This window comes from Blautia marasmi (genome assembly GCF_900258535.1).
Lineage (GTDB): Bacteria > Bacillota > Clostridia > Lachnospirales > Lachnospiraceae > Blautia > Blautia hominis.
Genome location: NZ_OIWX01000001.1, coordinates 4,098,306 through 4,123,886, shown reverse-complemented (window position 1 = coordinate 4,123,886; position 25,581 = coordinate 4,098,306). Strand labels below are relative to the sequence as shown.

At 45.9% G+C, this 25,581-nt stretch carries 20 protein-coding genes; 1 reads left to right on the top strand and 19 read right to left on the bottom strand.

Annotated features, from left to right (window positions below; translation table 11 throughout):
- Positions 1-46: 46 nt before the first annotated feature.
- The 19 genes from C6P39_RS17855 to C6P39_RS17760 form a co-directional block, all read right to left on the bottom strand.
- Positions 47-2,647, bottom strand: a complete 2,601-nt coding sequence (locus C6P39_RS17855) for a heavy metal translocating P-type ATPase (RefSeq protein ID WP_104804702.1) — start codon at positions 2,645-2,647, stop codon at positions 47-49.
- Positions 2,648-2,676: 29 nt separating this feature from the next.
- Positions 2,677-2,940 carry a metal-sensing transcriptional repressor gene (locus tag C6P39_RS17850; RefSeq protein ID WP_065542703.1) on the bottom strand — a complete coding sequence of 88 codons (264 nt, stop codon included), beginning with the start codon at positions 2,938-2,940 and terminating at the stop codon, positions 2,677-2,679.
- Positions 2,941-3,066: 126 nt separating this feature from the next.
- Entirely contained in the window at positions 3,067-4,095 is a 1,029-nt protein-coding gene (locus C6P39_RS17845) for a DUF2804 domain-containing protein (protein WP_095172336.1), read from the bottom strand.
- Positions 4,096-4,177: 82 nt separating this feature from the next.
- Positions 4,178-4,954: a ZIP family metal transporter gene (locus C6P39_RS17840; RefSeq protein ID WP_095171092.1), complete on the bottom strand. Its 777-nt coding sequence runs from the start codon at positions 4,952-4,954 to the stop codon at positions 4,178-4,180.
- Between the two features lie 321 nt (positions 4,955-5,275).
- Positions 5,276-5,701: a flavodoxin gene (locus C6P39_RS17835; protein WP_104804701.1), complete on the bottom strand. Its 426-nt coding sequence runs from the start codon at positions 5,699-5,701 to the stop codon at positions 5,276-5,278.
- A gap of 42 nt (positions 5,702-5,743) precedes the next feature.
- Positions 5,744-6,295, bottom strand: a complete 552-nt coding sequence (locus C6P39_RS17830) for a DUF3793 family protein (protein ID WP_104804700.1) — start codon at positions 6,293-6,295, stop codon at positions 5,744-5,746.
- A 6-nt stretch (positions 6,296-6,301) separates the two neighbouring features.
- Complete coding sequence (locus tag C6P39_RS17825; RefSeq protein WP_065542705.1) at positions 6,302-6,589, bottom strand: DUF2325 domain-containing protein; 288 nt, start codon at positions 6,587-6,589, stop codon at positions 6,302-6,304.
- A gap of 320 nt (positions 6,590-6,909) precedes the next feature.
- The gene (locus C6P39_RS28320; RefSeq protein ID WP_104804699.1) at positions 6,910-9,552 is read right to left on the bottom strand and encodes a bifunctional amino acid transporter/iron-containing alcohol dehydrogenase; all 2,643 of its coding nucleotides are present in this window, start codon (positions 9,550-9,552) and stop codon (positions 6,910-6,912) included.
- Positions 9,553-9,588: 36 nt separating this feature from the next.
- Positions 9,589-10,182, bottom strand: a complete 594-nt coding sequence (locus C6P39_RS17815; RefSeq protein ID WP_104804698.1) for a cytidylate kinase-like family protein — start codon at positions 10,180-10,182, stop codon at positions 9,589-9,591.
- 21 nt (positions 10,183-10,203) lie between these two features.
- Positions 10,204-11,418, bottom strand: coding sequence for an aspartate aminotransferase family protein (locus C6P39_RS17810; protein ID WP_104804697.1), 1,215 nt, complete (start codon positions 11,416-11,418; stop codon positions 10,204-10,206).
- 172 nt (positions 11,419-11,590) lie between these two features.
- A complete protein-coding gene (locus tag C6P39_RS17805) occupies positions 11,591-12,949 on the bottom strand; it encodes an aspartate aminotransferase family protein (RefSeq protein ID WP_104805979.1) in 1,359 nt (452 codons plus the stop codon).
- A gap of 174 nt (positions 12,950-13,123) precedes the next feature.
- A complete protein-coding gene (locus tag C6P39_RS17800; protein ID WP_104804696.1) occupies positions 13,124-14,323 on the bottom strand; it encodes a PucR family transcriptional regulator in 1,200 nt (399 codons plus the stop codon).
- Between the two features lie 614 nt (positions 14,324-14,937).
- Complete coding sequence (locus tag C6P39_RS17795) at positions 14,938-15,444, bottom strand: hypothetical protein (protein WP_104804695.1); 507 nt, start codon at positions 15,442-15,444, stop codon at positions 14,938-14,940.
- 82 nt (positions 15,445-15,526) lie between these two features.
- Positions 15,527-16,192 (bottom strand): GPP34 family phosphoprotein, encoded by a 666-nt coding sequence (locus tag C6P39_RS17790; RefSeq protein WP_104804694.1) that lies wholly within the window; start codon positions 16,190-16,192, stop codon positions 15,527-15,529.
- 149 nt (positions 16,193-16,341) lie between these two features.
- Positions 16,342-17,085 (bottom strand): LytR/AlgR family response regulator transcription factor, encoded by a 744-nt coding sequence (locus tag C6P39_RS17785; RefSeq protein WP_104804693.1) that lies wholly within the window; start codon positions 17,083-17,085, stop codon positions 16,342-16,344.
- A 10-nt stretch (positions 17,086-17,095) separates the two neighbouring features.
- Positions 17,096-18,460: a sensor histidine kinase gene (locus C6P39_RS17780; protein WP_104804692.1), complete on the bottom strand. Its 1,365-nt coding sequence runs from the start codon at positions 18,458-18,460 to the stop codon at positions 17,096-17,098.
- Between the two features lie 537 nt (positions 18,461-18,997).
- Positions 18,998-20,473, bottom strand: a complete 1,476-nt coding sequence (locus tag C6P39_RS17770) for an IS1182 family transposase (protein WP_242987073.1) — start codon at positions 20,471-20,473, stop codon at positions 18,998-19,000.
- Positions 20,474-20,832: 359 nt separating this feature from the next.
- Entirely contained in the window at positions 20,833-22,539 is a 1,707-nt protein-coding gene (locus C6P39_RS17765; protein ID WP_104804690.1) for an ABC transporter ATP-binding protein, read from the bottom strand.
- Complete coding sequence (locus tag C6P39_RS17760) at positions 22,532-24,337, bottom strand: ABC transporter ATP-binding protein (RefSeq protein ID WP_104804689.1); 1,806 nt, start codon at positions 24,335-24,337, stop codon at positions 22,532-22,534. Before C6P39_RS17760 ends, C6P39_RS17765 begins: the two co-directional genes overlap by 8 nt.
- A gap of 186 nt (positions 24,338-24,523) precedes the next feature.
- On the opposite strand from C6P39_RS17760, the gene C6P39_RS17755 reads away from it, so the two are divergent.
- The gene (locus C6P39_RS17755; protein WP_104804688.1) at positions 24,524-25,519 is read left to right on the top strand and encodes a helix-turn-helix domain-containing protein; all 996 of its coding nucleotides are present in this window, start codon (positions 24,524-24,526) and stop codon (positions 25,517-25,519) included.
- Positions 25,520-25,581: the final 62 nt, after the last annotated feature.

Sequence of the window (25,581 nt, the reverse complement as noted above, 5' to 3'; positions counted from 1 at the left end):
TCTGCCTCTTTTAAACCTTTGTTTTTACAGGTAATGCGAAGACCTGCTATGCAGTTATTTCCGTCACTTCATATCCCGCATCCACAACCGCTTTTTTCAGCGCGTCCCCGGATACGTCCCCGCTGGTTTCCACATAGGCGGCCTTGTCCTCCAGGTTCACGTCTGTCTTTGTCACGCCCTCCACAGCGTTCAGGGCCTTTGTCACTGCTGCCTGGCAGTGTGCACACATCATTCCTTCGATCTTCATAGTTATCATCTTTGTTTCCTCCTTATTTTCCGGCAGTGTTCTGCCTTGATCTCCATTGTCAACGGTTTCTGTCTGCTCCTTTTTGGCAGGTTTCTTCAGTACATGGAAGAAGCGAAGCCGCAGGGCATTGGTCACAACAAAAAAGCTGCTGAGACTCATGGCTGCCGCGCCGAACATGGGGCTTAACTTTAAGCCGAACATGGGATAAAGAAGCCCTGCCGCCAGTGGGATCCCACAGGCGTTATAGAAAAATGCCCAGAACAGATTCTGTTTAATATTGCGGATGACCGCTTTGCTCAGTCCCACCGCTGTCACCACATCCAGAAGATCACTCTTCATGAGTACAATATCCGCACTCTCAATGGCAACATCTGTACCTGCGCCGATGGCGATCCCCACATCAGCTCTGGCAAGTGCGGGGGCGTCATTGATGCCGTCGCCAACCATGGCTACAGTCCTTCCGCCCTCCTGGAGCCTTGCCACTTCCCGCTCTTTGTCCTGAGGAAGCACCTCGGCAATGACGGTGTCTATAGAAAGCTGCCGTTTGATCGCCTCGGCAGTTCTTCGGTTGTCTCCTGTGAGCATGATGACCTCAATACCCAGTTTCTTCATCTCCCGGATCGCCTGGGCACTTGTTTCCTTCACCACATCCGCTGCGGCAATGATCCCAAGGATCTCATTCTCGTCAAAGAACAGAAGGGGTGTCTTACCCTCTTTTGCCAGACGTACCATATCCTGATCCCGGCTCTTTGCAGCAAGCCCCTTCTCCTTGGCAAACTTCTGATTGCCTGCAAAGTACCGTTTGCCGTTTATCTCCGCCTGCACACCTCGTCCGGGCACAGCAAGGAAATTCTCCGCTTTGGCAGGTTTTATGCCCTCAGCTCCTGCTTTCTCCAGAATGGCTTCTGCCAGGGGATGTTCACTTTTTTCCTCCAGGGCGGCCGCCACTGTGAGCAGCTCTTTTTCCGAACGTTGAAACGCAAGGATATCCGTTACCTGGGGTTTGCCCTGGGTGATAGTACCTGTTTTGTCCAATACAACACTTTTTATGTTGTGGGTGATCTCCAGTGCCTCACCGGATTTGATGAGGATACCGTTTTCCGCGCCTTTTCCCGTTCCCACCATAATGGCCACCGGTGTGGCAAGCCCCAGTGCGCAGGGGCAGGAGATGACCAGCACCGCAATGGCACAGGAGAGCGCAAATTCAAAGGTCGCTCCCGCAATGAGCCAGGCCGCTGCCGTGATCAATGCGATCCCCATGACAATGGGTACAAAAATACCCGCGATCTTATCCGCGATCTTGGCAATGGGCGCTTTGCTGGAACTGGCTTCCTCCACCAGGCGTATGATCTGGGAAAATGTGGTGTCATCCCCCACTTTTGTTCCCCGGAAACGGATGAATCCTGCCTTGTTCATGGTAGCCGCAATTACCGTATCTCCCACACTCTTCTCCACAGGTATGCTCTCCCCGGTGATGGCAGCCTCATCCACACTGGTGCTTCCCTCGATGATGATACCGTCCGCGGGAATGCTGCTGCCGGGCTTCACAAGGAAGATATCTCCCTCCAGGGCTTCCTCCGCGGGAATCTCGATCTGGCGTCCATTCCGCTCCACAACAGCCGTTTTGGGTGCCATATCCATCAGTTTCCGGATGGCCTCACTGGTCTTGCCTTTGGAACGTGCTTCCAGATATTTTCCTACATTAATGAATGCCAGGATCATCACAGCAGACTCAAAATACAGATCATGCCTGTACTGGTCCACAAGGGCGATATCCTGCACACCCAGCCCGTAACCTATTCGGTAGACGGCAAATACACCGTATACAAGGGATGCCGCAGAACCGATGGCGATCAGAGTATCCATATTGGGTGCCCCGTGCATTAAGGTGGAGAACCCTTTGGTATAATACGCCCGGTTCACAAATGCCACCGGAAGGCAGAGCAGAAACTGGGTCATGGCAAACCCCACCGCGTTCTCTGGACCGCTTAAAAATCCCGGAAGAGGCAGCCCTGCCATATGCCCCATGGAGACATACATGAGGGGAATCAGAAACAGGAAAGAAAGAATCATCCGGTTCCTCATCTCGTGCATATGTTTTTCCACCGGAGATTCCCCGGGCTTTGCTGCTGCCTGAGATGCTTTCCCGCCCCCGGAAGTCTTCCCGGCGGTTTCCGCATTCTCGTGTTCACCTGCAGCCGCGGCACCGTAGCCGGCGTGTTCCACTGCATTTTCTATATCCTGCACAGACAGGGCGGACTCATCAAAATCCACCTGCATGCTGTTCGTCAGCAGGTTTACGCTGACATCCTTGGTGCCGGGCAGCTTTCTGACACATTTTTCCACCCGGGAAGAGCAGGCGGAACAGGTCATGCCCGTCACATCAAATTTCTGTTTCATAATATTTCGCTCCCTTCAGCTGCTCGTGATCATTTTAATATTTTGCCCAACATAGTCACAAGTTCATCCACCTTTTCTTCTCTTTCTTCATCTGTATCCGCATTTTTGATGCAGTTTTTCAGATGGGCTGTGAGAATTTCCTTGTTAGCCTTGTTCAAAATGGCTTCTGTCGCCATAAGCTGCTGGGAAACGTCAATACAATACCTGTCTTCCTCCACCATCTTCAGAATGCCGTCTATCTGCCCGCGGGCTGTTTTCAAAAGACGGCTGATCTTTGCTTTATCTGCCTGCATGTACACAGCTCCTTTCCTGTATGCATTTCTCCGTCTATCACTACACCCCTGGGGGGTGTTATTTCTTACAAGACAACAATAACAAAAAATGGAGCAAAAGTCAACACTTTTACTCCATTTTCTTTCTCACCATTTATTTCTTACTTTTTCCGCAAATCCCAGCATGTGGCGAATCTCCAGTTTTTTCCCGTCATCTAACACCGCAGTGCCGTCAAAATGTCCGAACACCTGATGCTGGTCACTCAGGATGATTCCCGCAGAAGTATACGCTTTGCGGTCCAGCACAGGGGTAAAGGTCAGATCCAGCCGGTCGTCCGACGATGTAAAATACCAGGGTTTCAGATATTGTTCCTTATGCTCCTTCTCACCGGGAATATGAAATCTCACCTGGTTCAGCTTATGGGCATGGCCGTCATAGAACAGCATATTTTCAGAGGCCGCAGAGGTATCCCCAAACCCGTAACCCAGATTAAAGCCGAAAACTTTTCCGTCGATCAGCCCCTGCATGGCGCTCCAGTACCAGGTGTTGCTGTACGTCCACACGCCCCGCCCCCAGTCCAGCAGCCCGAAACTGTCTTCGCGGCTGAAAGAATGGCGCCGGCCCTTGTACTCCACCACACCTTTTGCCCGCATACCGATGATCTTCTGGTTATAGTAAAATGCCTTTTCCTTTTCAAAAGGAGTGGCGATCACCATGCTGTCCCTCGGCTCATCATCCAGTATGATCTTCATCCGGATCGGCTCCTTTTCCTCAAAGTCTTTCATCCAGGCCCTGAGTACCCGTCTGCCCTCCTCCACCTGAAACGAAAAATAACATTTCCTATCCCGGTATCTTGTCTCTCCATACCGGGAGTCAGGCGGCAGATTTGTCTTTCCCATTGGAAAAACCGTCATTGGACTCACTGTCCGCTCTGTCCTGTTGTCAAAATCCAGAAAGGAGATGCTCATAAGCCCCATATAGCTGTTGTCATCCACGGTCAGCGCCACCCCGAAATGCGGATCATAGATCAGATAATAATCCCACTCCTTAATCCTGAGAGGGTTGGCCTGAATCTTTTTCCTGTCATATTTTTTCACCAGTGACATGGCATATCCGGCCTGGGCCAGATTCCCCTGTTCATCCAGCAGTTCCCCGGGTTCCAGTTTTTTCTGCATGTAGATCCCCCTTTCACACAGACGCCTGCGTGCTGCCGTTTTGCTTTCCGGTGTGAACCGGACAGCCGCCGCCACGCATGATTTATCCAAGTGCCACATCTAATATCATCATTATCACAAACCCAACGGCAAAACCGATGGTCGCGATATTTGAGTGATCTCCCTCACTGGCCTCCGGTATCAGCTCTTCCACCACCACATATACCATAGCACCCGCTGCAAAAGACAGCAGATACGGAAGAACGGGGGTGATATAGGACGCCAAAAGGATCGTAACCAGCGCTCCTATCGGCTCCACGATCCCGGACAGCGTTCCCATACCAAAAGCCCGCAGCCTTGAATTCCCCTCGCTTTTCAGAGGAAGAGAAATAATGGCCCCCTCCGGAAAATTCTGAATGGCAATACCGATGGAAAGGGCAAATGCGCCCATCATACTGATATCTGAATTCTTCGCCAGCATACCTGCGAACACCACTCCCACTGCCATCCCCTCCGGTATGTTATGAAGCGTTACAGCCAGCACCAGCATGGTATTTTTTTTCAGACTGCATTTTTTTCCCTCCGGTTCACTGCATCCCAGATGGAGATGAGGGATCAGCCGGTCCATTAACAGTAAAAACAAAATTCCAAGGCCAAACCCCACCGCTGCCGGGATAAACGCTAATTTCCCCATATGCTCCGACATATCCATGGATGGAATGAGAAGCGACCACACAGAAGCTGCTATCATAACCCCCGATGCAAATCCCAATAGCATTTTCTGCACCAGCGGTTTAATCTCGTTTTTCAGGAAAAACACACAGGCAGCCCCCAGTGTCGTTCCCGCAAAGGGAATTAAAATCCCCAAAAATGTATTCATGTTCTTTCACCTGCTTTTCTTAATTATATGCTTACCGCATCTTTACTTTGCAGCAAACGGAATCCGGACTTCCGCTCTGGCTCCTGCTTTGCTGTCTGTTGACTTAAGTTAAAATTATTGTAGCATAATGCCGGACAAATTGCACTATTTTTGTTAAGTTTTCTGTTGGATGGAATCAATTCCCGTCACTGAACAATGGGAAGTGTGTTGCCGGGCACAGCCTGAACAGGAATCAATCCCCGTTTACGAATAAAAAAGCCCTGTAAAAGAAACAGGCGTAAAACCGCTTCTTTTACAGGGTCCGAATATGTATCAACTTGATTACTGAGCCAACGCTTTTCCCAGCTTTCTGCAGGCCTCTTTCTCCTCATCTTTGGGTTCCTCGTTGCAAATGACACTGTCGCAGACAAGTACCGCTTTGTCTTTCCTGCAAGTTTCCTCCCAGGAACGCATCCATTCACCGTCTCCCCAGCCATAAGAACCGAAAAGAGCAATTTTTTTGCCGTTCAGCTTTGGCTCACAGTCGGAAAATAAAGGTTCAAATTCTGTCTCCTCCAGTTCCTCGTCCCCCATGGACGGGCATCCGAATGCCACTGCGTCGAACTCATCTATCTTATCTGCGCTGAATGTATCCGGGGTAAAGGAAGCCGCCTCTGCCCCCGCTTCTTTTGCACCTTCTAAAACAGCCTCTGCCATCATCTCCGTATTTCCTGTTCCGCTCCAATAAACTACTGCTATCTTACTCATGCTTTCATCCTCCATATTTTATGATCATCTGCCAACAGCTTTTTATGCCGCCACTGCCAGCTCCCGGACAGGTCTGCCCTGCTGCCACAGTCTGAGATATATTTCCCTGCATTTCCGGAATTTTTCAAACAGTTTCATGGTCTCGCATTCATTGCAGTATACTTTCCAGCATCCCGCACATTTACTGTTTTTTCCTGCGTTTTCAATAAATCCCCTTACATCTCCTAAGGGATATCCCAGAAACAGGCCTATTTCGTGAGGGAAGTTCTCACCTTTCTCAAGCCGCATGCGCAGCCGTTTGATCGCCCGGTCAACGTCAATATCCGCATATCCGCATTCCTCTAAAAATCCTGCCACACCGGGCCTTGCCAGATCTTCTTTCAGTTTCTGTCTTCTGTACACATAGATCAGGGCCGTACCTTCCCGTTTTCTCACAACCGAAAGGGAAATCCCCTTCTCCGCAAACTGCTGCGTCAGGCTTTCAAGCTGGCTTTCCAGCCCCTCCCAGGAATCATAGGGCATATTAAACAAGTTCGCCGTCTTGATGGATGCCAGTGTCGGAGAACAATGTTCTATCAGATAGCGTTCCAGCATAGTCACTCATTCCTTTCCTGCATATTCTTCTAAAACACTGTGCAGGGCCGCGGCACTGCTTGTGTGCACCCTGGCTACCGGAATCTGATTCTTTTTTGCCTCCTGGAGGGCACTTACCACCATCTTATGAGAAACCGTATTGGTGAATAGGATCATTAAATCCGGGCAGCCCAGTTTTTTCTTCATGGCGCCTTTCTCCTTGGCAAAAACCTTTGCCTTACAGCCATGGCATTTACAGATATTCTGATACTGACAGACCATTCTCTCATTTCCGCCTACAATGACAATACTCATGGGCAAATTCTCCTTTTCAAAAGTTAGCTTTGGCTAACTCATATTTTTTATTAGAGCGGATGTATGGAAATACATCCGCTGATTGGGTTGTGTATGTTTATGTGGAGTGGTGTCTTGGTTAGCTCTAACTAACTTATGTCATATACTATACACACTTTTATGGTATGTGTCAAGATGTTTATTAAAAATAGAAGTTCGCTATAAACTTAATAAATCCCCTGAGGCGCTGCGTACAGTATTTTAATGACCGTATCACCAAAATATAAGTAATCGTTGAGTTTAACCATATATCTGCCCCTCTGCTGTAGATTAAAGAAGAATCATAATGCCCTTCGGTAAATTTCTGCAATCTCTTCCTTTGAAAATACCACCGGATTATTTGCCACTCCCGCCGCGGATACCTTCATACAGTTCTCCGCCATCCAGGGGATATCTTTTTCTGTAATCCCCAGACTGGAAAGGGTACATTCCAGATGGATTTTTTTCAACAGCGTCCTGATCCTATCCGCACAGTCCTCTGCGGTAAGACCCCCTAAAATCCTGGCGATCCTGCTGAATTTGCTTCTGTTCCCTTTATAGGACATTTCGACAATCACCGGGGTAAGGGCAGCCAGCCCCTGTCCATGAACGATATCTTTGCGTCCGCTGGCTGGATGTTCCATACCGTGTGCCAGAGTGACACCTGCGGAATGGATGACCATCCCACCGATTGTACTGGCAAAAGTAATCTTTTCCCACCCTTCTTTTGTGGCAGTGCCTTCGTATACTGCCGTCAGATTATCGGCAATCAGCTGAATGGCATAGAGGCTCAGAGCATCGGTAAATGGCTGCGCAGTTCTGGACGTGTATGCCTCTATGTTATGACACAAAGAATCAAACACGACAGACGCCAGCACCTTTTTCGGCATCGTCATCATACACTCCGAATCTATCAGGGATACTTTTGGTACGATTGCATTGCAGCGCAGGGATTTTTTATCTCCGTTTAATGGATTTGTCAGTACCGCAAACCCATTTCCTTCCGAACCGGTGCCGCAGGTTGTAGGAACTGCCACCAATGGAAGGGCAATATCACTTTGCCGCCGGTTATAGATATACTCATTGATATCCCCGGGATTTTCACTCAGGAAAGCAATCCCTTTTGCACAATCCATGATACTCCCGCCGCCTATGGCCACCACTACATCACAGCCATTTGACCTTGCAAAGTCCGCGCCTTCTTCCACCGTAGTGGTGAGGGGATTCTGTTTTACTTTGTCAAAAAGCACTGTTACAATCCCAGCATTTTCAAGGCTGCGTTTAACTTTATCATAGACACCGGATTTCTTTGCACTGCTTTCTCCTGTGACTATCAGTGCTTTCTTTCCATATGGCTTGGTCAGCTCTCCTGCTTTAGCCACCTTTCCAGAACCAAACACCATACTAACAGGCAGATAGTATGTAAATTCCAGTGCCGGTACCTCCTCTTTGGCAGCTTCCGCTGACTGCACCACCTCTATTGCCTGCGATAAAGACAAATCCACCTGTTCATCCAATTCTTCTATGGAAACATCAATATGGGAAGCAAACTTTTCTTTGTATTTCAGCTTACAACCTACACAGAAACATAGCCCCAGGATGCTCCATCCGCCCACCATGCCCCATTCTTGCAACACCAGTGCGCTGCCGGAATTAGGGAGCAGATACATAGCCACCATAAATCCTGACATGAGGACAGCTGCCACACCGACAATTTTATAGTGCGTTACTTTATAAGGCCGTTTCATTTCAGGCGCTTTTGATCTGAGGATAAGGAAAGAGATGGCAACCATGCAGTAGGCCAGACAGCAGCCGAAGTTGCCCGCATCCACGATCCAGACAAGCATTTTGCGTCCTAAAAACGGCGCTGCAATGGATAATAAACCGATAAGGAGTAAAGCTGTAACTGGTGTCTTATACTTTTTATGCAGTTTTGTAAACACCCGTGGGATCATGTAGGATTCTGCCATAGAGTACATGGCACGGCTTCCACCAATGAGGAATGAGTTCCAGCTTGTGACAATCCCGCACATACCGCCCACGATTAATACCTTGGACATCATATTGCTACCGAATGCTTTTGCCATGGCATCTGCCGTTACCAGTCCGGAACCTTCCATGGATTTTGAGATATCCACGGGATTCATCACATAGCCAACACCCAGGATGATCAATGCATAAAATATGATAGCCAAAACAATGGATAAAATGAGGATCTTTCCAACCTTCTTCAATGGCACATTAATCTCCTCCGCGGCCTGTGGAATTACATCAAACCCTATAAAGAAGAACGGAGTCACCACTGCCACGCTTAAGACGGATTTTAACATGGTCCCTACGGATTCCCCCATGAACATCTGATTTTCCATATTTGTCAAATCACCGCTTATTGCAGAGGAAGCAATCAGCAGGATGCCTACGCCGCCGATGATGACTGTAAGGACAGTCTGTAAGATTGCCGCCGTCTTTGCCCCCCTGATATTGATGAAGGTAATAAAAACAGCCACTGCAATCGCCACTGCCACCCAGGAAGCGTAAATATCAAATCCGGCAACTGTGTACATATACCCCTTTAGGAATCCCGGGAAAATGTACTGGATAATAGTTGGCAGTGCACAGGCCTCAAAGCATACCACGCTCACATAGCCCAATACAATCGCCCAGGTACAAATGAATGATCCAATGGGGCCCAGTGCTTTATAACTGAATACATGCTCGCCACCACACTGGGGCATGGCGGATGTCAGTTCTGCATAGGTAAGGCCGACGAAAAAGACCATCATGCCGCCCAGTGCAAAGCCAATCACAGCACCCAGCACACCTCCGCGCTGAATCCAGTCTCCGGATGAAACCACCCATCCCCAGCCAATCATGGCACCAAAGGCTATCACCAGAATATCCCAGGCACTGAATACTTTCTCAAATTCTGATTTCTTCTTGTTCATACTACCACTCCTCTCTCTTGCGCATCCTTCTGGCTGTTAATCCGGAAACCTCAGGTCCACCATCTGGAGCATATACCGGGCTGTCATCTCCCGTCCAAGCACACTGCTGTCAATCATCATATGCCTGCCTTTCCGGTCTCCCCGGTAGGAGCCCGTCATGTATTTGTATCTGGCATGGAGCATTTCATCATGGTACTTTACCAATTCGTCAGCCTGTTTCCTGCTAACCTTTTCCCGTTCCATCACGGACTGGATCCTTACCTCCTCCGGTGCATAGACAAAGAAATTAAGGCAGTCCCGGCGCTCCTTCAAGATATAGTTGCTGCATCTGCCTATGAGTACGCAGGATGCATTTTCGGCAAGCTTTTTGATGACTTCAAACTGGTTAAAGATGACCCTGTTCGTAAGATTTGCAAAACGGGGCCCGTACTGGGTTTCAAAACTATATAATACGTTGCTCCCTGCATCCGCCCTTTGGACCAGCTCCTTGTCTACACCAATCTGCTCCACTACCTGATCGACCAAATCCCGGTCATAATATTTAATACCCAGTACATCGGATATCCGTTTCCCTATCTCCGGACCGCCCGCGCCGTACTCGCAGCCAATTGTAATCACCATATGTTTCATATTCTTTTCCTCACTTTTCTTTTATACCAGCGCTTCTACCGACTGCCTGATGATTTCACATGCCTTGTCACAGTCTGCCTCTGTAATAATCAATGGCGGAACCATACGGATAATATGCTCCCCGATGGCCGTGAGCAGCAGATGCCTGTGAATGCATTCATGTTTTACATCAACTCCGGAAACGGCATTGTCAAACTCAACGCCTACCAGCAACCCCTGTCCCCTAACTTCTTTCACATGAGGTAGTTCTTTCAACTTCTCCATGAGATATGTTCCCATCTTTTCCGCGTTTCCTGCCAGGTCACGTGATAAAAGCTCACTGACCTCAGAAAAAGCTGCTGCGCAGCATACCGGATTCCCGCCAAATGTAGTTCCGTGTGAACCTACATCAAACGTCTTTGCTATCTTAGCAGACGCACATATTGCCCCAATGGGCATGCCGCCTCCCAGGGCTTTTGCCATGGATACTATATCCGGCTTGATACCGTAGTGCATGTATGACATGATTTTTCCAGTCCTGCACCATCCCGTCTGCACCTCATCCAGCAGGAGTAGCAACCCTTTTTCGTCGCAGAAATGGCGCAATCCAATCATAAATTCCAATGTTGCAGGATGTACGCCCCCCTCCCCTTGAACGGGCTCTATCATAATGGCGATCGTATTTTCCGTGCAGGCATCTTTGAATGCCTGCAGGTCGTTATACGGCACATAGGTAAATCCCTCCGTCATGGGACCAAAGCCAATCTGGCATCCGTTGTCCGGCTGGCCGGTGGCAGACATGGAACCGAAAGTCCTGCCGTGGAATCCCATTGATGCCGTCACGATATGATACCGATTGGGTCCATATGTCTCCACGCCGTATTTCCTGGCCATTTTAATCATTGCCTCATTTGCCTCCGTACCCGAATTCTGATAAAAAATCTTATCCATTCCTATAGTGGTGCAGACCTTTTCCGCTAACAGTGCCTGAGGAATCGTATAAGGGTAGTTAAAGGTATGCATAATTTCCCCTGCCTGTTCCCTAACTGCCGCCACTACCTTCTCATTACAGTTTCCAGCAGAGTTTACAGCGATGCCCGCATAAAAATCCAGATAAGGGGTTCCTTCCTCATCATAGATATACTGGTCTTTTGCTGACTCAGCCAAAAAATCAAACCGTTCATAGGTGTCAATCATATATTTTTCAACTTTGTCTTTGATATCCTGTACAGATAAGCCTGTATCTTTTAATTTCATAATTTCGTCCTCCTTAAATATCAGCTTTCTAATATTTTTATTTTGGTGTGGCAGTGCTCTTCTCTTTTCCTGTACGCCTGGAAATTTGTCATTAAATATACTGGGCGATAAAAAAAGCGGCTGGATGTGTATAAATGGCACCCTTGCCGCTTTTCATTCTCTTTTCCTGGCATTAAGCCAAATTTTCTTTTATACATTCCTCAAAGATCTTCAGGCCGGCTTCCATCTGCCCATCCGTCATACACAACGGCGCCAGGAATCGGATCACATTTCCGGAAGAACCCGCATTTTCCAGCAGAAGCCCTTTCTGTAGTGCAGTCTGAACTAATCTATTTACAAACGCAGGATTAGGCTCCTTGCTCTCTTTATCTTTGACAAATTCCACCCCAATCATGGCTCCCAGTCCACGCACATCTCCAATCACTGGGTATTTGTTCTTCATCTTTTCAAATGCCTCTATGACATATTTACCGATATGCATTGCTTTCTCACAGTAATCCTCCCGCTTCATAACCTCCATGGTCTTAATGGCAGCGGCGCACGCAAGAGGGTTCCCACAATAAGTTCCTCCAATCGTACCTGGCAGAGCAGCATCCATCACCTCTTCTCTTGCAGTGACAGCGCTGATTGGGACACCCGCTCCCATAGACTTGGCTGTAGCTATGATATCAGGTGGTACGCCTGCCTCCTTCCAGTACTCTGAAGCAAAATATTTCCCGGTCCTGCAGTTCCCACACTGTACCTCATCCGCGATCAGCATAATTTCATTTTCATCACAGATTTCGCGGAGTTTTTTTACAAATTCCAAAGGTGCCGGCACAAAACCTCCTTCACCCTGGAATGGTTCGATAATGATTGCCGCAACATCACTTGCCGGTGCCGCTTCATCAAACAATGATAGCAGTCTGTCCGTATAGTATTGGACAGCCTCATCCTTCCCGTATCCATTTGGTGCCCGGTAGAGATATGGAAACTCCGTCCGGTAAATCCCGGATGGAAATGGACCCATACGAAGCGCATACGCTTTTTTCGCTGTCAGCGCCATCGTCAGGTTTGTCCTGCCATGAAATGCCCCGGAAAAACAGATGATGTCTTGTCTTTCGGTATAAGCCCTGGCAATCTTCACTGCATTTTCATCCGCCTCTGCGCCGGAGTTTGCAAAGTATGTCTTCATCCTGTCACCCTTACACGGTACGGTCTCATTAAACATCTCCGCCAGTTTTACATAGCCCTCATGCACATATACATTGAAAATCCCATGGAAGTATTTGTCTGCCTGCATTTTTACCGCCTCAATTACCTCTGGCTGGGAATATCCGATATTCAGTACCCCTACGCCGCCAATCCAGTCAAGAAACCGGTTGCCGTCCACATCTTCTAGCATAGCACCTTCTCCCTTTGCCATGCAGATGGGATAAGCCGTTCCACACAAAGCCTTTGGAACCGCTTCATTTCTTCTTTTTAAGATTTCCTTTGCCTTTGGTCCAGGTATAGAACCTGTAACCACTTGTGGTTTCGCTTTACCTAACATATCTGCGCCTCCTTTATCTGTGATTCCTTTCATGGCATATGCCCTCTGAAAGGATAACTGTGTAACGAAAAAAAGGCGCTGAACAATGAATGTTCAGCGCCTTTGCTGTTTTTACTATAGCATCTTTTTGATTCGTTGGCCATGGTTATCCTGCACAAAAATCTTGTGCCCAGTTCACAATTCCAAGAGCTTCTTAATCTGGAATGCCAGATACAGTTCATTCCGGTCGGCAGCACTGTTTAAGTTTCTGCCTGTTATTTCAGCAATCCTTTTCAGATGATAAGCTACCGTATTCCGGTGTAAATAACACCTGGAAGCCGCCTCTTGCATATTACCATTGACCTCAAGATAAGTCTCCAGCAGTTTCATATGTACTGTTTCCGTCTCAGTATCTATGCGCTCCAGCTCTCCCAATACCTGTTCTTTATAATATATCAGACTTCTCCTGTCCTGAATTCCCAAAAGCATCCTCCAGATACCGCTCTCCTCTTCAAAACTCAGGTTCCTGCCTTCCTTTGCCCCCTGGCGGCACAAAAGTGATGTTATGTGGTATTTTTCTGAAAGGTTTGTTATGCATGTATCTGAACCGCTGGCTGATAAGTAAACCTGTAACGGTCCTTCGTATTTACTGCAAAGTTCCCGCATTTTTTCCGCTGCATGCCGAATTTCCTGCTCGTTTAGTCCAAATACGACCAGCGCCGTATAGGGAGGATTTTGAAACACCGTAAACCGGTGTCTGCCTCCATGTAAAATCTGCTGGCAATTCTGATAGAACCAGGAATAGAACCGAGACACTGCACAGTCACCTCCCCTTGCGGCATTCTGTATCCCCCTGTATTCTGTCGGAAATGTATAGCACTGAATCAACCGTATGGGAGTTTCCGCTATAATCCCTTCCTGCCGCAGGATTTCCTGGCACTGTACGGCCTCATCCGGATAAAAGATTGCTTTTTGTACCGCACTATACAGGGTGGCATATTGTTCTTCCGACTTGTAGATCAGGTTGCATAGTTCCCGATTGAAATCTACCAGATGTACCTTCCAGGGCAGTGTAAATATAGGGAAATTATGCTCTGCGCCAAATTCTAATACACTTCCAGGGATTTCAGGGATATACTTTCCGACATTGATCACCAGACCGCTGGCCTGAGCTTTCCACACCCTCGTTGTAAACTCCAGCAGCTGTGCTTCGTCTGGTTCTTTAATCCCTGTGGTAACAATCAATTCCCGACCCTTTAAAAATTCTATGTAATCAATCTCTTCCACAACATGTACCCAGTCTGTCAGTCTGTATAAGCCACTTTCTCCGGCCAGTAATGTCATGTTGTAGTTCTGCATTGCTGTTTCATATATTTTTTCCATTAAAGCTGCCATTTTTCACTCCTTTGGATCATTATACACAAAGCTGCCACAAATCCTGTACAGAACCCTTCCATTGCTTTTTTTAGAAAAGAATCTCTTCCACATTTTATAAGTGCATTCATTTTCATCATCTCCTTCTTTGCATCTGCGAGTCACTTTATTTGTACTGCATCCTACTAAAAAAAAGAAAAGAGCAATGGGAACATGCCCCATCGCTCATAAAAAGTATACCACTAATATAATGCTTTCGCAAATATTTATCTATACATATTTAAATTGTTCATTCTTCTGTTTACTGTTCACTGTCAGATCTGAAAACAGTAACGACCTATCCTGCACGCTATTTTACAGTGGTTATTTTTTTGCATCTCTTTCTTTACGCGGATATCAGAGTTTCGCTTTATACAAGGACATCCTTATGTGGAATATGTTTAAACTCAGAAGTCCACATGATTAGAGCAAAAAGGAATGTAATACCATCTGTAATAAGTCCTGAATAGGCCACTCCATCAAGTCCATGCACCGTAGCTCTATTGATCTTTGGAAGACCCCGGATACTACGATGCAACATAAACAAAAACGAAAGATTAAGATGAGCCAATATTATGCATCTATAGGCACCATCGTCAAAGATAGTAGCCCTTCACTCCAATGCCTAATGTATCCCAGTGGTTTGCCTTTTTCAATTCAATTTCCAGATCTTCTGACGTCAGATCCTCTCCAACTTCTTTCATCATCTCCAGAACACTTTCCGGTGTACTCTCCCGGTAAACACCAACACTAATATCCATGAAGTTATAGCAATACCCCATTTCACTGTCATCAACCATTCCAGCATTCTTTTCCCGGAGTATTCCAATTAAAATTTCTGCATCAACTGCAAATGCCTCTACCCCGTATATATGAGGTTGAATCGCTCCATCAATCCCGGATAAAAATTCAATAAATTCTACACATCTATTTTTATTAAAATCTATTCTCAACTCGCTGTTAAAATAAAAACTAGAATTTTTTCTATCTGAATCAGGTTTTCCCAATACCTCTTTAATCTTATCTTTGGGATCGGAAAGGTTTATTCTTTTAACCCCCCAGGCCATACCAACGAGGGGTAATACTTCAATTATGTGCTTCACAGTGTTGTATCCTCCAATTACATCAAGTAGATATATTCCCGGTTCAAAATCTGTAAGGCAAGCAGGCTTTTTTCCGGTTACATCAGCTAATTACTGCGACAGCACTTGCCGCTATCATGACTGCTAACACTTCATTGATGTATCCAATCATTTCTTTTACCATTTTACTGTCCGGATTGTCATTGATATTTTGTAGCTTCTCTTTGAAAATGCTTGTTTCATTTATTGAAAAATACTGCTTCAAGATCTTTGTTTCTTTTAAAAGACTTATCAGAACAAGGTCATAAAGGGAAATCGTTTCCTTCTGCATGACTTCTGTTTTCAGACTGTCAATCAACGACTCTTTCCATTCCTCTGATGGTACAAAAAGCGTTTTGCCTCCCAGCAGGCCACCCTTTTCTTCACTGGCTGCACCAAGTGCAATCAGTGAATTGCCAGTATCCGAGACGAGTTGTTTCAGTCTGGCATCTGTAAATGAAATCGTGTAATCTTCGAGCACTTTTGTTATAGTACGATTCTTCTCCAGAAGATATTCATATAGTGTAGTTAAATTAGCTAGTTTTGCCGGCAGTTCCCCCACTACTTCTATTTTTTTCTTCTCTATTTTTATCACATTACCCAGCAGCAGATCCATTATTCCCGCCACAACCATCCCGGTTTTCGCCTCTGTACCATTTATCAGTGACAGCTTTCCTTTTTCATTTACAGCTAATATTAAATACTCCTGTGCGATTGTTTTTCTGTCCATTGTTTTCCTCCTGGTTTAATTTTCCCGTAAAGTATAACACAGGTAAAACCATTCCTATAGAATTTATCACAAATGGTATATTTCATTACCTGAACGGAAAATTTTGCTGCTGTAAAACAGAAAACAGGTATATTTTTATATAATACACATCAGAGTTTGCTCCTTAATTCCTGTGGAATATCCAGTCTGGCCCTGCGGGATATCGCACATCTTTCCCGGTTGTCCAGTACAATTTCACCCTCCCTGAGAAAAATACGGCTTACGCGATACATATTTACCAGTACACCTCTGTGACAGCGCCAGAATCTCTCCCCCAATTCCTCTTTCAGATTTTGCAAACTGCCATAAAAATTTATGATTTCTTCCTCCATATGAAGGCATATCTGATGGTTCCTGCCTGCCGCTTCAAAATATAGCATTTTATTCACCGGGATATAGCGGACCTCATCCAGTATTTTCAGGCAAAAGTAATACCCATTTTCACAGAACTCGTCCCTGACTCTCTGGTCAATACTTTTTAAGCAGAACTGAATCCTCTCTTTTAAAATGGTGCTGCTCTCTTTCACGATATAATCCATTGCCTCCAGGCGGTATCTGAATGTTTCCATAGCCAGATTCCCATGGGCTGTAATGAATATGATAAATCCCCTGGGATCACATTTCCGTATTTGGGCCGCAAGCTCAAATCCATTTTCAAATCCGGGGAAATCAACATCCAGGAAATAGATAGCCCGCTCTTTCTTCTGCCTGATTTCTTCCAGGAGAGCCTGGGGGTTACCGCATACATAAACCGGTCCCATATCAAATGCAGAAATAATCACCTGGGCCTGTAAAATTTCTTTGAGACGCATTGCAAATGGTTTTTCATCATCACATATATAAATCGGTATCATAACAGCTCCTTTAGAATATAATTCTCAATTCCTGGATGAACATGTTGTTTTCCACCCGCATTCTGGTCATACAGTTGGGGTATTCACCGGTGATTTTTCGCAAGCTGGAAAGTCCTGTTCCTCTGTTCTTTCCTTTGGAGGAATATCCTTTCTTCTGCATTTTCACCAAGTCAGGCTTTTGGGCCCATGTATTGGAAACCGTCGCAAACAATTCACCAGGAGTTTGAAGCAGAATCAACTTTACAGCTTTTTCATCGCTTCCTACCGCCGCCTCGCAAGCATTGTCTATTAAGATTCCAATACAGCGGAGCAGGTCCTCTGACCTTATACCGCATTCTATGACCGGATTAGGAACCTCCAACAGATATGCAATCCCCTGTTCCTGCATTTTTGTAATTTTTGTTGTAATCAGGCTTTGAAGGGAATATATTTTAATATTGGAAATGCATTCCAAATACCGAATTTCACTTCCCAGTTTTTCATCAAAATATGATCCGGTATTTTGCATAAACTCCTGAATCCCTTTTAAATCCCCCTCTGCCGCCTGCATGGAAGCCCCCGCCAGAAGATTTGTAAAGTCATGCCGAAACGACCTCACTTCCTGTTGTAGTTCTTCCAGAAGCGTCAAATATATCTGCATCTGTGCAATCGTGTCACTCTGAGCTTTTATCTTCTCCTTATCAGCATTATATATAGCCGCAAACTGGAGTGCAAAGATCATCAGAATTATAAATATCCCGGAATACAGTGTGGCAGCTGGAGATCCTATCTCTACCGGCACGATTAATTCAATGATTGTATGGTAATGCATCAGAACCACGCTGGAAACCGTAACAATTGCCGCCCTTTTTCTCTTTATGAAAAGAAATTTGAAATACTGGTGGAATTTCCACCTTTTTAAAAGTCTGGCTATAAGAACAGCCCCTGCCAGCCCTGATACTATCGGGAGAACCGTAGTCAGAAGCATATAGACAATAAAATTATCATCAGGGAATACCCTAGCTCCCATAAACTCCGTTACAAGCAGGCTGATTGTAAATACTACAAAATGGCTAATAGCAGTTGCCACTACTGTCTGGGCTGCATCTGTATGATATATGTGTATTATTAAAGAGACTAAAATAGCAGCATAGCCACTGTAAAGAAGGATATTCCAAACAAAACTGAATATTTTTGTGGATTCCAACGCTGCATCATAGACAGAAGCATAAATCAGGTTTGAAAATATTTGTGTCACCGTGAAAGTCACACAGAATATAAGAAAACATCGTTTTTCCGGCTTGCGGTCCAGAATAACCACTGCTAAATAATAGAGGGCAAGGCTGTAGCAAATACATATAAAAAACTGACAGATGACTGAAAATAGTAGGTACATTGCTTTCCCCTTTCGTATTTTTCATTGCCAGCATAGCTATTTACGGCATAGTCAGTAACCTGGCAGTTATGTAAAATTAGATACTACAAACAAAAAATCAGCAAACCTTTGTATGGCTCGCTGACACGCTTAGTATACCACACCTTCCCCAAAATCTGGGATACTCTGTTAAATATATTTGTTTCTTCATTTCTGCGCATCATGATCTGCATGCTCATGCATTGGCAGAGATATTCGATACTATCCTGGCTCCTGAATGACACGGCCTGCACTTGTTTTTTATCCCCACGTAGTAGCCTTTCCGCTTCGTTATTGGTCACGGGCACTCTGGAATCATGAAGAAAATTCTTCATCGGCCTTTTGAAGGATTTTCTGATATCTGCTCTAGAATTCAGCGACTTTTACTGCGCTGCTTTCTGTGCGGAATGCCATTCCTGTAATAAATCATATCATCTTTCCTAGAAAAAAGCCAATTCAAAAAAGATCCGAATAAAAAAACAAGTGAGGCTGTCGCACTAAGTAATTAGTGCGACAGCCTCAGACTGTAGACAAAACGGTTCGCGATATCATGTCCGCGAACCGTTTTTTTGCCCATTTCCAGTTTTCAAATCTAAATTTTATGCTGGAAAAGAAAAATTGCAATGATGAAGAGCGGTATTTCGCTCCCCATTTTATCCGCCATTTCCAAATTGCCAGCTTCTTTAGATTCATGCAGCCAAATAAGAGGTTTAGCTCCATTTTTATCTTAGCCAGACCTCTGTACTGCGTATATCTCATTCCGTGTTTTTCCTTTGCATCTGCAAAGACTCTCTCTATAGTTTCCTTGCGTTTTTTGTATCGTTCTTTCATTCCGATTGTATGACGGATTTCTTCGACCTGCTCCATGTAGTCTTCCCATACATGACGCGTAATTACTTTTACGGAATCTTTACTGTTTGTGCAACGATCACGGTGAGGACAGCTTTGGCAAACAAGCCAGTCACTTTTATACTCCCGATACCCTTCACGGTTTGTTGTGGTGTAATGAAGCACTTTGTGATCCGGGCATAGATAGCAGTCAAAGAATTCATCGTATACATAATCATATTTTTTGAAAAAACCAGCTTGAGTCATAGGCCTTTTATATGGCATGACCGGAGTCTTTCCATCTTTTATCAGCTGGCGGGCGATTGACGGTATCTTATATCCTGCATCCATTACATAGTATATCCCATATTTCCAATCCTGTTTTAATCGTCGGTATAAATGCCAGAATGACACACTGTCATGGACATTCCCCGCAGTCACTTCAAAATCCAAAACATAATTATTCTTGTCACAGCAGGTGTTGGCAGCATAGGCAAAGACCTGCTTATGCTCACCTTTATGGAACCAGCCGCTGTCAGGGTCAGTGGTGCTGACCTTCTGTGTGATCATTTCCGGTTCCTTTTCTTTTTCTTTCAGTGGCTTCTTTCCGTGTTCCTGACGATCCCTTTTGATTTCTTCCTGCAGTTCCTTCTCATAACTGCGTGCTTCTTTTCGGATAACCTCATTATGATATTTATGAGAATTGGCACTGGCTTTGATGTGAGTGCCGTCAATAAACAGGCTTTCTGTATCAAGAAAACCATTTGCTGCAACCTCGGACAGTATCTTTGAGAAGATCTTCTCAAACAGATCCGTGTCTTTGAAACGTCTGGAATAGTTTTTGCCAAAGGTGGAGAAATGAGGGATCTCCTCATGCATTCCATAGCCCAGATACCACCTGTAAGCAAAATTCACTTCAATTTCACGAATTGTTTTGCGCATGGAAGGGATCCCGAAAATGTACTGGATCATGGCAATTTTAATCAATACAACCGGATCGATACTTTCACGTCCAAAATCACTGTATAAATCTTTCACTTCCTCATATATAAAACGCATGTCAATTGCTTCATCCAGCTTCCGTACCAGATGGTTTCTAGGTACAAGATCCTCCAGACTTGCGATTTCCATCTGTGTTCTTTCTGCGTTATCTTTTTTCCCCATCATAAAGAAAAACCTGCCTTTCCTGATGATCCTATTATACCATCTGGAAAGGACAGGTTAAACTGAAAATAGACAACCGCTCCAAAAAGAGGGCGATTGTCTACAGTCTGAGGCTGTCGCACTAAGTAATTAGTGCGACAGCCTCTTACTGTTTTTGTTTTATTATTACCGACCCATATGTTGTCATATCTCCATTAGATCTTCCATCGTACATCCGAAAACATGTGCCAGGCGAAATAGCAGAAACGCAGATGTATCTTTTATTAAATCAAAATCAGTTTCCAGCCCGTCAATAACCTCTTCACGAATACCGGATTGAATGGAAACTTCTTCTCTACTCATACCGGAGTGCCGGTACGGCCTTAAGTGGAAAGTTTCTGCTCGGCATTCCACATGGCCGCATATTTGCCATTCTTCTTTAATAGATTCTCATGCGTTCCGGACTCCGCGATTTTGCCATCCGACACGACCAGAATCTGGTCAGCATTCTTTACGATAGATAATGTGTGCGCAATCATTATTACTGTCTTTTTTGCTTGCAGCAAATTTGCGATTGCCTGCTTTACTGCCAGTTCATTCTCAATGTCAAGAGAAGCCGTGGCCTCATCCAAAAGCAGGATAGGGCTGTCTTTCAATATCGCGCGGGCAATGGAAAGGCGCTGCCGCTCACCGCCGGAGAGCATATTGCCGTTCTCCCCTGCTGGCGTCTCATATCCTTTTTCCATTTTGCAGATGAAGGTGTCACAGTTTGCTTCTCTGCACGCCGCCTCAATCTCCGCATCTGCAGCATCCGGACGGGCATAACGGATATTGTCGCGGATCGTATCATCAAACAGGAACACATCCTGATCCACCATGGAAATCTGTTCCAGTACACGCTCTGCTGCCACTTTATCCGTGGATTTTCCCCCAATGATAATTTTTCCGCCACTGGCCTTGTAGTATTTTGATATCAGATTCAGGATAGTTGACTTTCCGGAACCGGAATCACCAACAATTGCCGTCAGCTTCTGATCCGGCACAGTAAAACTGATATTTTTCATCACAGGCTCCCCTGGCACATAAGAAAAATCAACATCCTGGAAAGTAATCTCATGTGAGTAAGTGACAAAAGGCTTCATACTGCCCTTCTCTTCTTCCTCGTTTATGGCCGCCATGATTTTATCCTTTGATATTTTCAGGTTCTTATAACTCATCAGGTTTCTGGAGATGGAGTCAGACAATTTTGCAAGAAGCATGGGCAGCATACAGATCAGCAGGTACGATACAGAGTCTAATTCACCCGCCAGCATGGGACGGGACGCTGCCCACACCATGATTGGCAGGCCGGCCCATAAGAAAATACACTGTATGGCATTGGTGGGGATCCCATGTTTCTCATAATCATAACTTGCATCGCTGTAATTCTTCATGGAAGATATGACTGTTTTATTCTTGGTACCTCCAACGCCGTAAGCCAGGAATGTCTGAATCCCTGACACATATTCCACAATGCTGCTGACCGTTTCCGCTGCCACCTCGTTCTTCTGGGTGCCATATTTTTTAACCACCCGGAATGTCAGCCATAAAAACGGCACCAGTACCAGTTCCACACAGGCCAGGATGATGCCGCCCGGCAGCCAGATGGTCCCTGCCCAGATGATCATCATGAGACAGAACGCGATATGTTTCACCAGATCTCCTATGGTATGTGTCAGTATCTTTTCGTATCCGTTCACATCACTGGTAACAATATTGATATACTGACCTGTCTGACCCTGCGTAAACCGGGACAGGGGAATCCGTTTGATCTTGTCTCCCAGATACAGCCGGATCTTGTTGCTGACCGCCGCCCCTCCAATCTGGCTGTCCGTATACCCAATACTGTAGACAATGATCCTCGCTGCAAAAGCAATCCCAAGGATAGCCGTCAGTCTGAACAGGGATGGCATATCTGCCGTCCTGTTCCAGAGCATCTTCATCACTTCATAGAGCAGGAGAAAATTAAATCCTGAGAGGATTCCTTCCACCACATTTAAAACCATGCCCACATAAAACCTGCTGTTTTTCTTCATTGGATTTTCATTCATTTACAGCACCCCCTTCCAACTGATAAGCCATACTGCGGGCAGTTGCATAATCAGACCATGCCTGATCGTAATACTTGTTTTTCTTGCGTACCTCCTGATGGGTACCAACCGCAGTGATGGTGTGATGTTCAACGACAGCCACCTGACTGCACATTTTTAATGCGCTGAGGCGGTGGGCCACAATAATGACCGTTTTCCCTTTGCACAGGTTTTCAATGGCCTTGTCAATCTCTACCTGATTCTCCGGGTCAGCCGCACTGGTAGCCTCATCCAGGATTAAGATTGGTGCATTTTTTAGAATCGCTCTGGCGATTGCGATCCGCTGCTTTTCCCCGCCGGAAAAGCGGGAGCCAAAACTGCCGACCTTTGTGTCATAGCCATCCGGCAAAGACATGATGAAGTCGTCGATCTGCGCTTCCTTTGCCGCTCTTCGCACCTGTTCTAACGTAGCACTGCTGCCCATACGGATGTTCTCAAAGACGGTGTCACGGGTAAGGAACGTCTTTTGGAAGACAATCGCCACATTCTCCAGCAGAGTCTCATATTGGATATCCTTGACATTTCTGCCCCCAATGAGCACCTGGCCCTCCTGTACGTCATAGAAACGGGATATCAATTCTATCACCGTACTTTTCCCGGCACCGGAACGACCTACTAAGGCCATACGTTCCCCATCCTTGATTTTCAGGCTGCAGTGTTCCAGAACATTAATGGTATTACCGTGGTTCGGGCACCCCTTTATCTTCTCTCCGGATCCATTGCCGTTGTAAGAGAATGTCACATTTCTCAGTTCAATGTCATGCTTTTTAGGAAAACCCATGCCGCCCTCATAAGTTGGGATATTCAGGATTTCTTCTGTTTTTGTCACACCGGTAAGCACTTGTGCAAAGCTGCTTCCAAGCTCCTGCAAAGGACGGATCTCCGTCAGATACAGGGAACCGACAAAGGCAAACAAAAGGAATGAACTGGCCGTTATGGAGCCTTTCAGGAAGAACATTCCTCCAATTGGGACCATGAGCAGCATACCGCATTCAATTATAACGATAAACGACGCGTAGAATGGCCCCATTTTCCTTGCCATGGAATTCCACACATCATTCTCCTCATTCACTGCGTCTGCATATTTCCGGAATGACTTGCTGCCCATGTTATAGGCCTTGATCAATTTCATGCCGCTGATGTATTCAATCATGACAGAATTCAGGTTGGATACCGATTGGTTTGCCCGGCCCATCATTCCGGTGGTCCCTGCGAACATACCAAACATGACCAGCACAGCCAGCGCCAGAGGGATCAGGGAAATCAATGCGAGGGGCACGTTGACTGTCATCAGATAAATAAAGACAGCCACGGGACCTACCAGATAGCAGACCAGTTCCGGCATGTTATGCGCAAGGAACAGCTCTAATTTTTCGATGTCTTCATTAAGCACTGTCTTAATCTCTCCTGTGCTCCTCTCATTCAAAGCCCCTAAAGGGACCTTTGCCATGTGGTCAGCCACCATACAGCGCACCTTGAACAGCGCTCTGTAGGCACCCTTATGGGAAGCTACCCCGGAGGCGCCGAACAGCAGAAATCGGAGCAGGATTGCCGACATGATCAATACAGTGTTCCGGACAACCAATTCCGCGGAGCATGTATTGGTATAGACTGCATCCATCAGTTTATAGATCCCGTAATAGGGAACCATGGTGCTAAGCCCGCTGACAAACGATAAAGCAATCGCCAGATACATCCAATACTTTTCCTTTCCCGCCCACTTAAGCAGGAGCTTAACAGGACTTTCTTTTTTCTTCATAACTTTCTCCTTTCGGGATCTGCCGGTTCGTCTGTTGACGAATCCGAAACCTTATGATATTATTAAAGTTAGGTCGCACTAACTATTAAAAACAATACTCTATAAATTTTAACTTTTCAATAGATTCCTCTAACTTTTGCGTTATCAGGACAAAAGTATGCGTTATCAAGGCATTGGGAGAATAAGATGAAAAAAACAGAAACGGATTATTACCGTCAGCAATTTGCCGAAAAGGGATTCGTGCCGGCTCTTGGCTGCAAATCCTATTGTGAGATTGGCACTGCGTGGCAGTTGTCAGACAAAGTGGGGAAAGGCACATACTGGCTTTATGAAAAAAAAGATTTGTTCAATATCACCATCCACGATTTTTTCTTTCACAAGGATACCATCCTGGAGTTTAACTGGCCGGAATGCCTGAGCATCATGCAATATGATTCCGTGTCCGGTGAAGAGCTTACCCCTTACCGGCGTTTGGAAGCAGGGAGCATAAAAAGTTTTATTGGAAGGTATCGGCCCTACAAAGTTCTGATCCACAAAAAAATCCCCATCCGTTCGGTGGAGATTGAGATGAAACCGGCTTACTATGAAGATTACCTGAAAGAGCAGTATCCTGATAAATATGCCAGCCCCCTGGGTGCCTTCGCATCTGTGGGGCAGACAATGGATTTTCCTGAAATGTCCCGTCTTCTCCGGCATGTAAGGGACTACCGCGGAAAAGGAATGGCGGCAAACCTGTTCTATGAAGCCAAGGTTGCGGAAGCGCTGTCGCTGATCGTGGAGCGGGACAGAGCCTTGCAGAAAAAACAGGAATGTAGGAAAAAACTATCCGCAGAAGACACCCAGCTATTAAGAAATCTTGTCCTTTATCTGAATGACCACTGTATGCAGGAACTGCCCTTAGAGCAGATTACGCAGGTGGCGTGTATGGGGGTGCGCAAGCTCCAGACTGTTTTTAAGGAATTGTACGGCTGCACCATTACGGAATACATCCAGCAGCGCCGGATGAGCCAGGCAGAGAACCTGCTTGCAAACACAGAGCTTTCCATCGGGCAGGTGGCGCAAACCGTAGGGTATACGAATGCCAGCCGGTTCGCTGAACTCTTCCGCAAAAGCACAGGGCTGCTTCCCGGGGAATTTAGAAAAATGGCGCAGAACATGCAGCTACTATCGGACAACAGATAGAAACGCACAATGGTGGTATGGATAAAAAAGCGACGCCCCTGTCTTCCAGAATGGAACCGGTG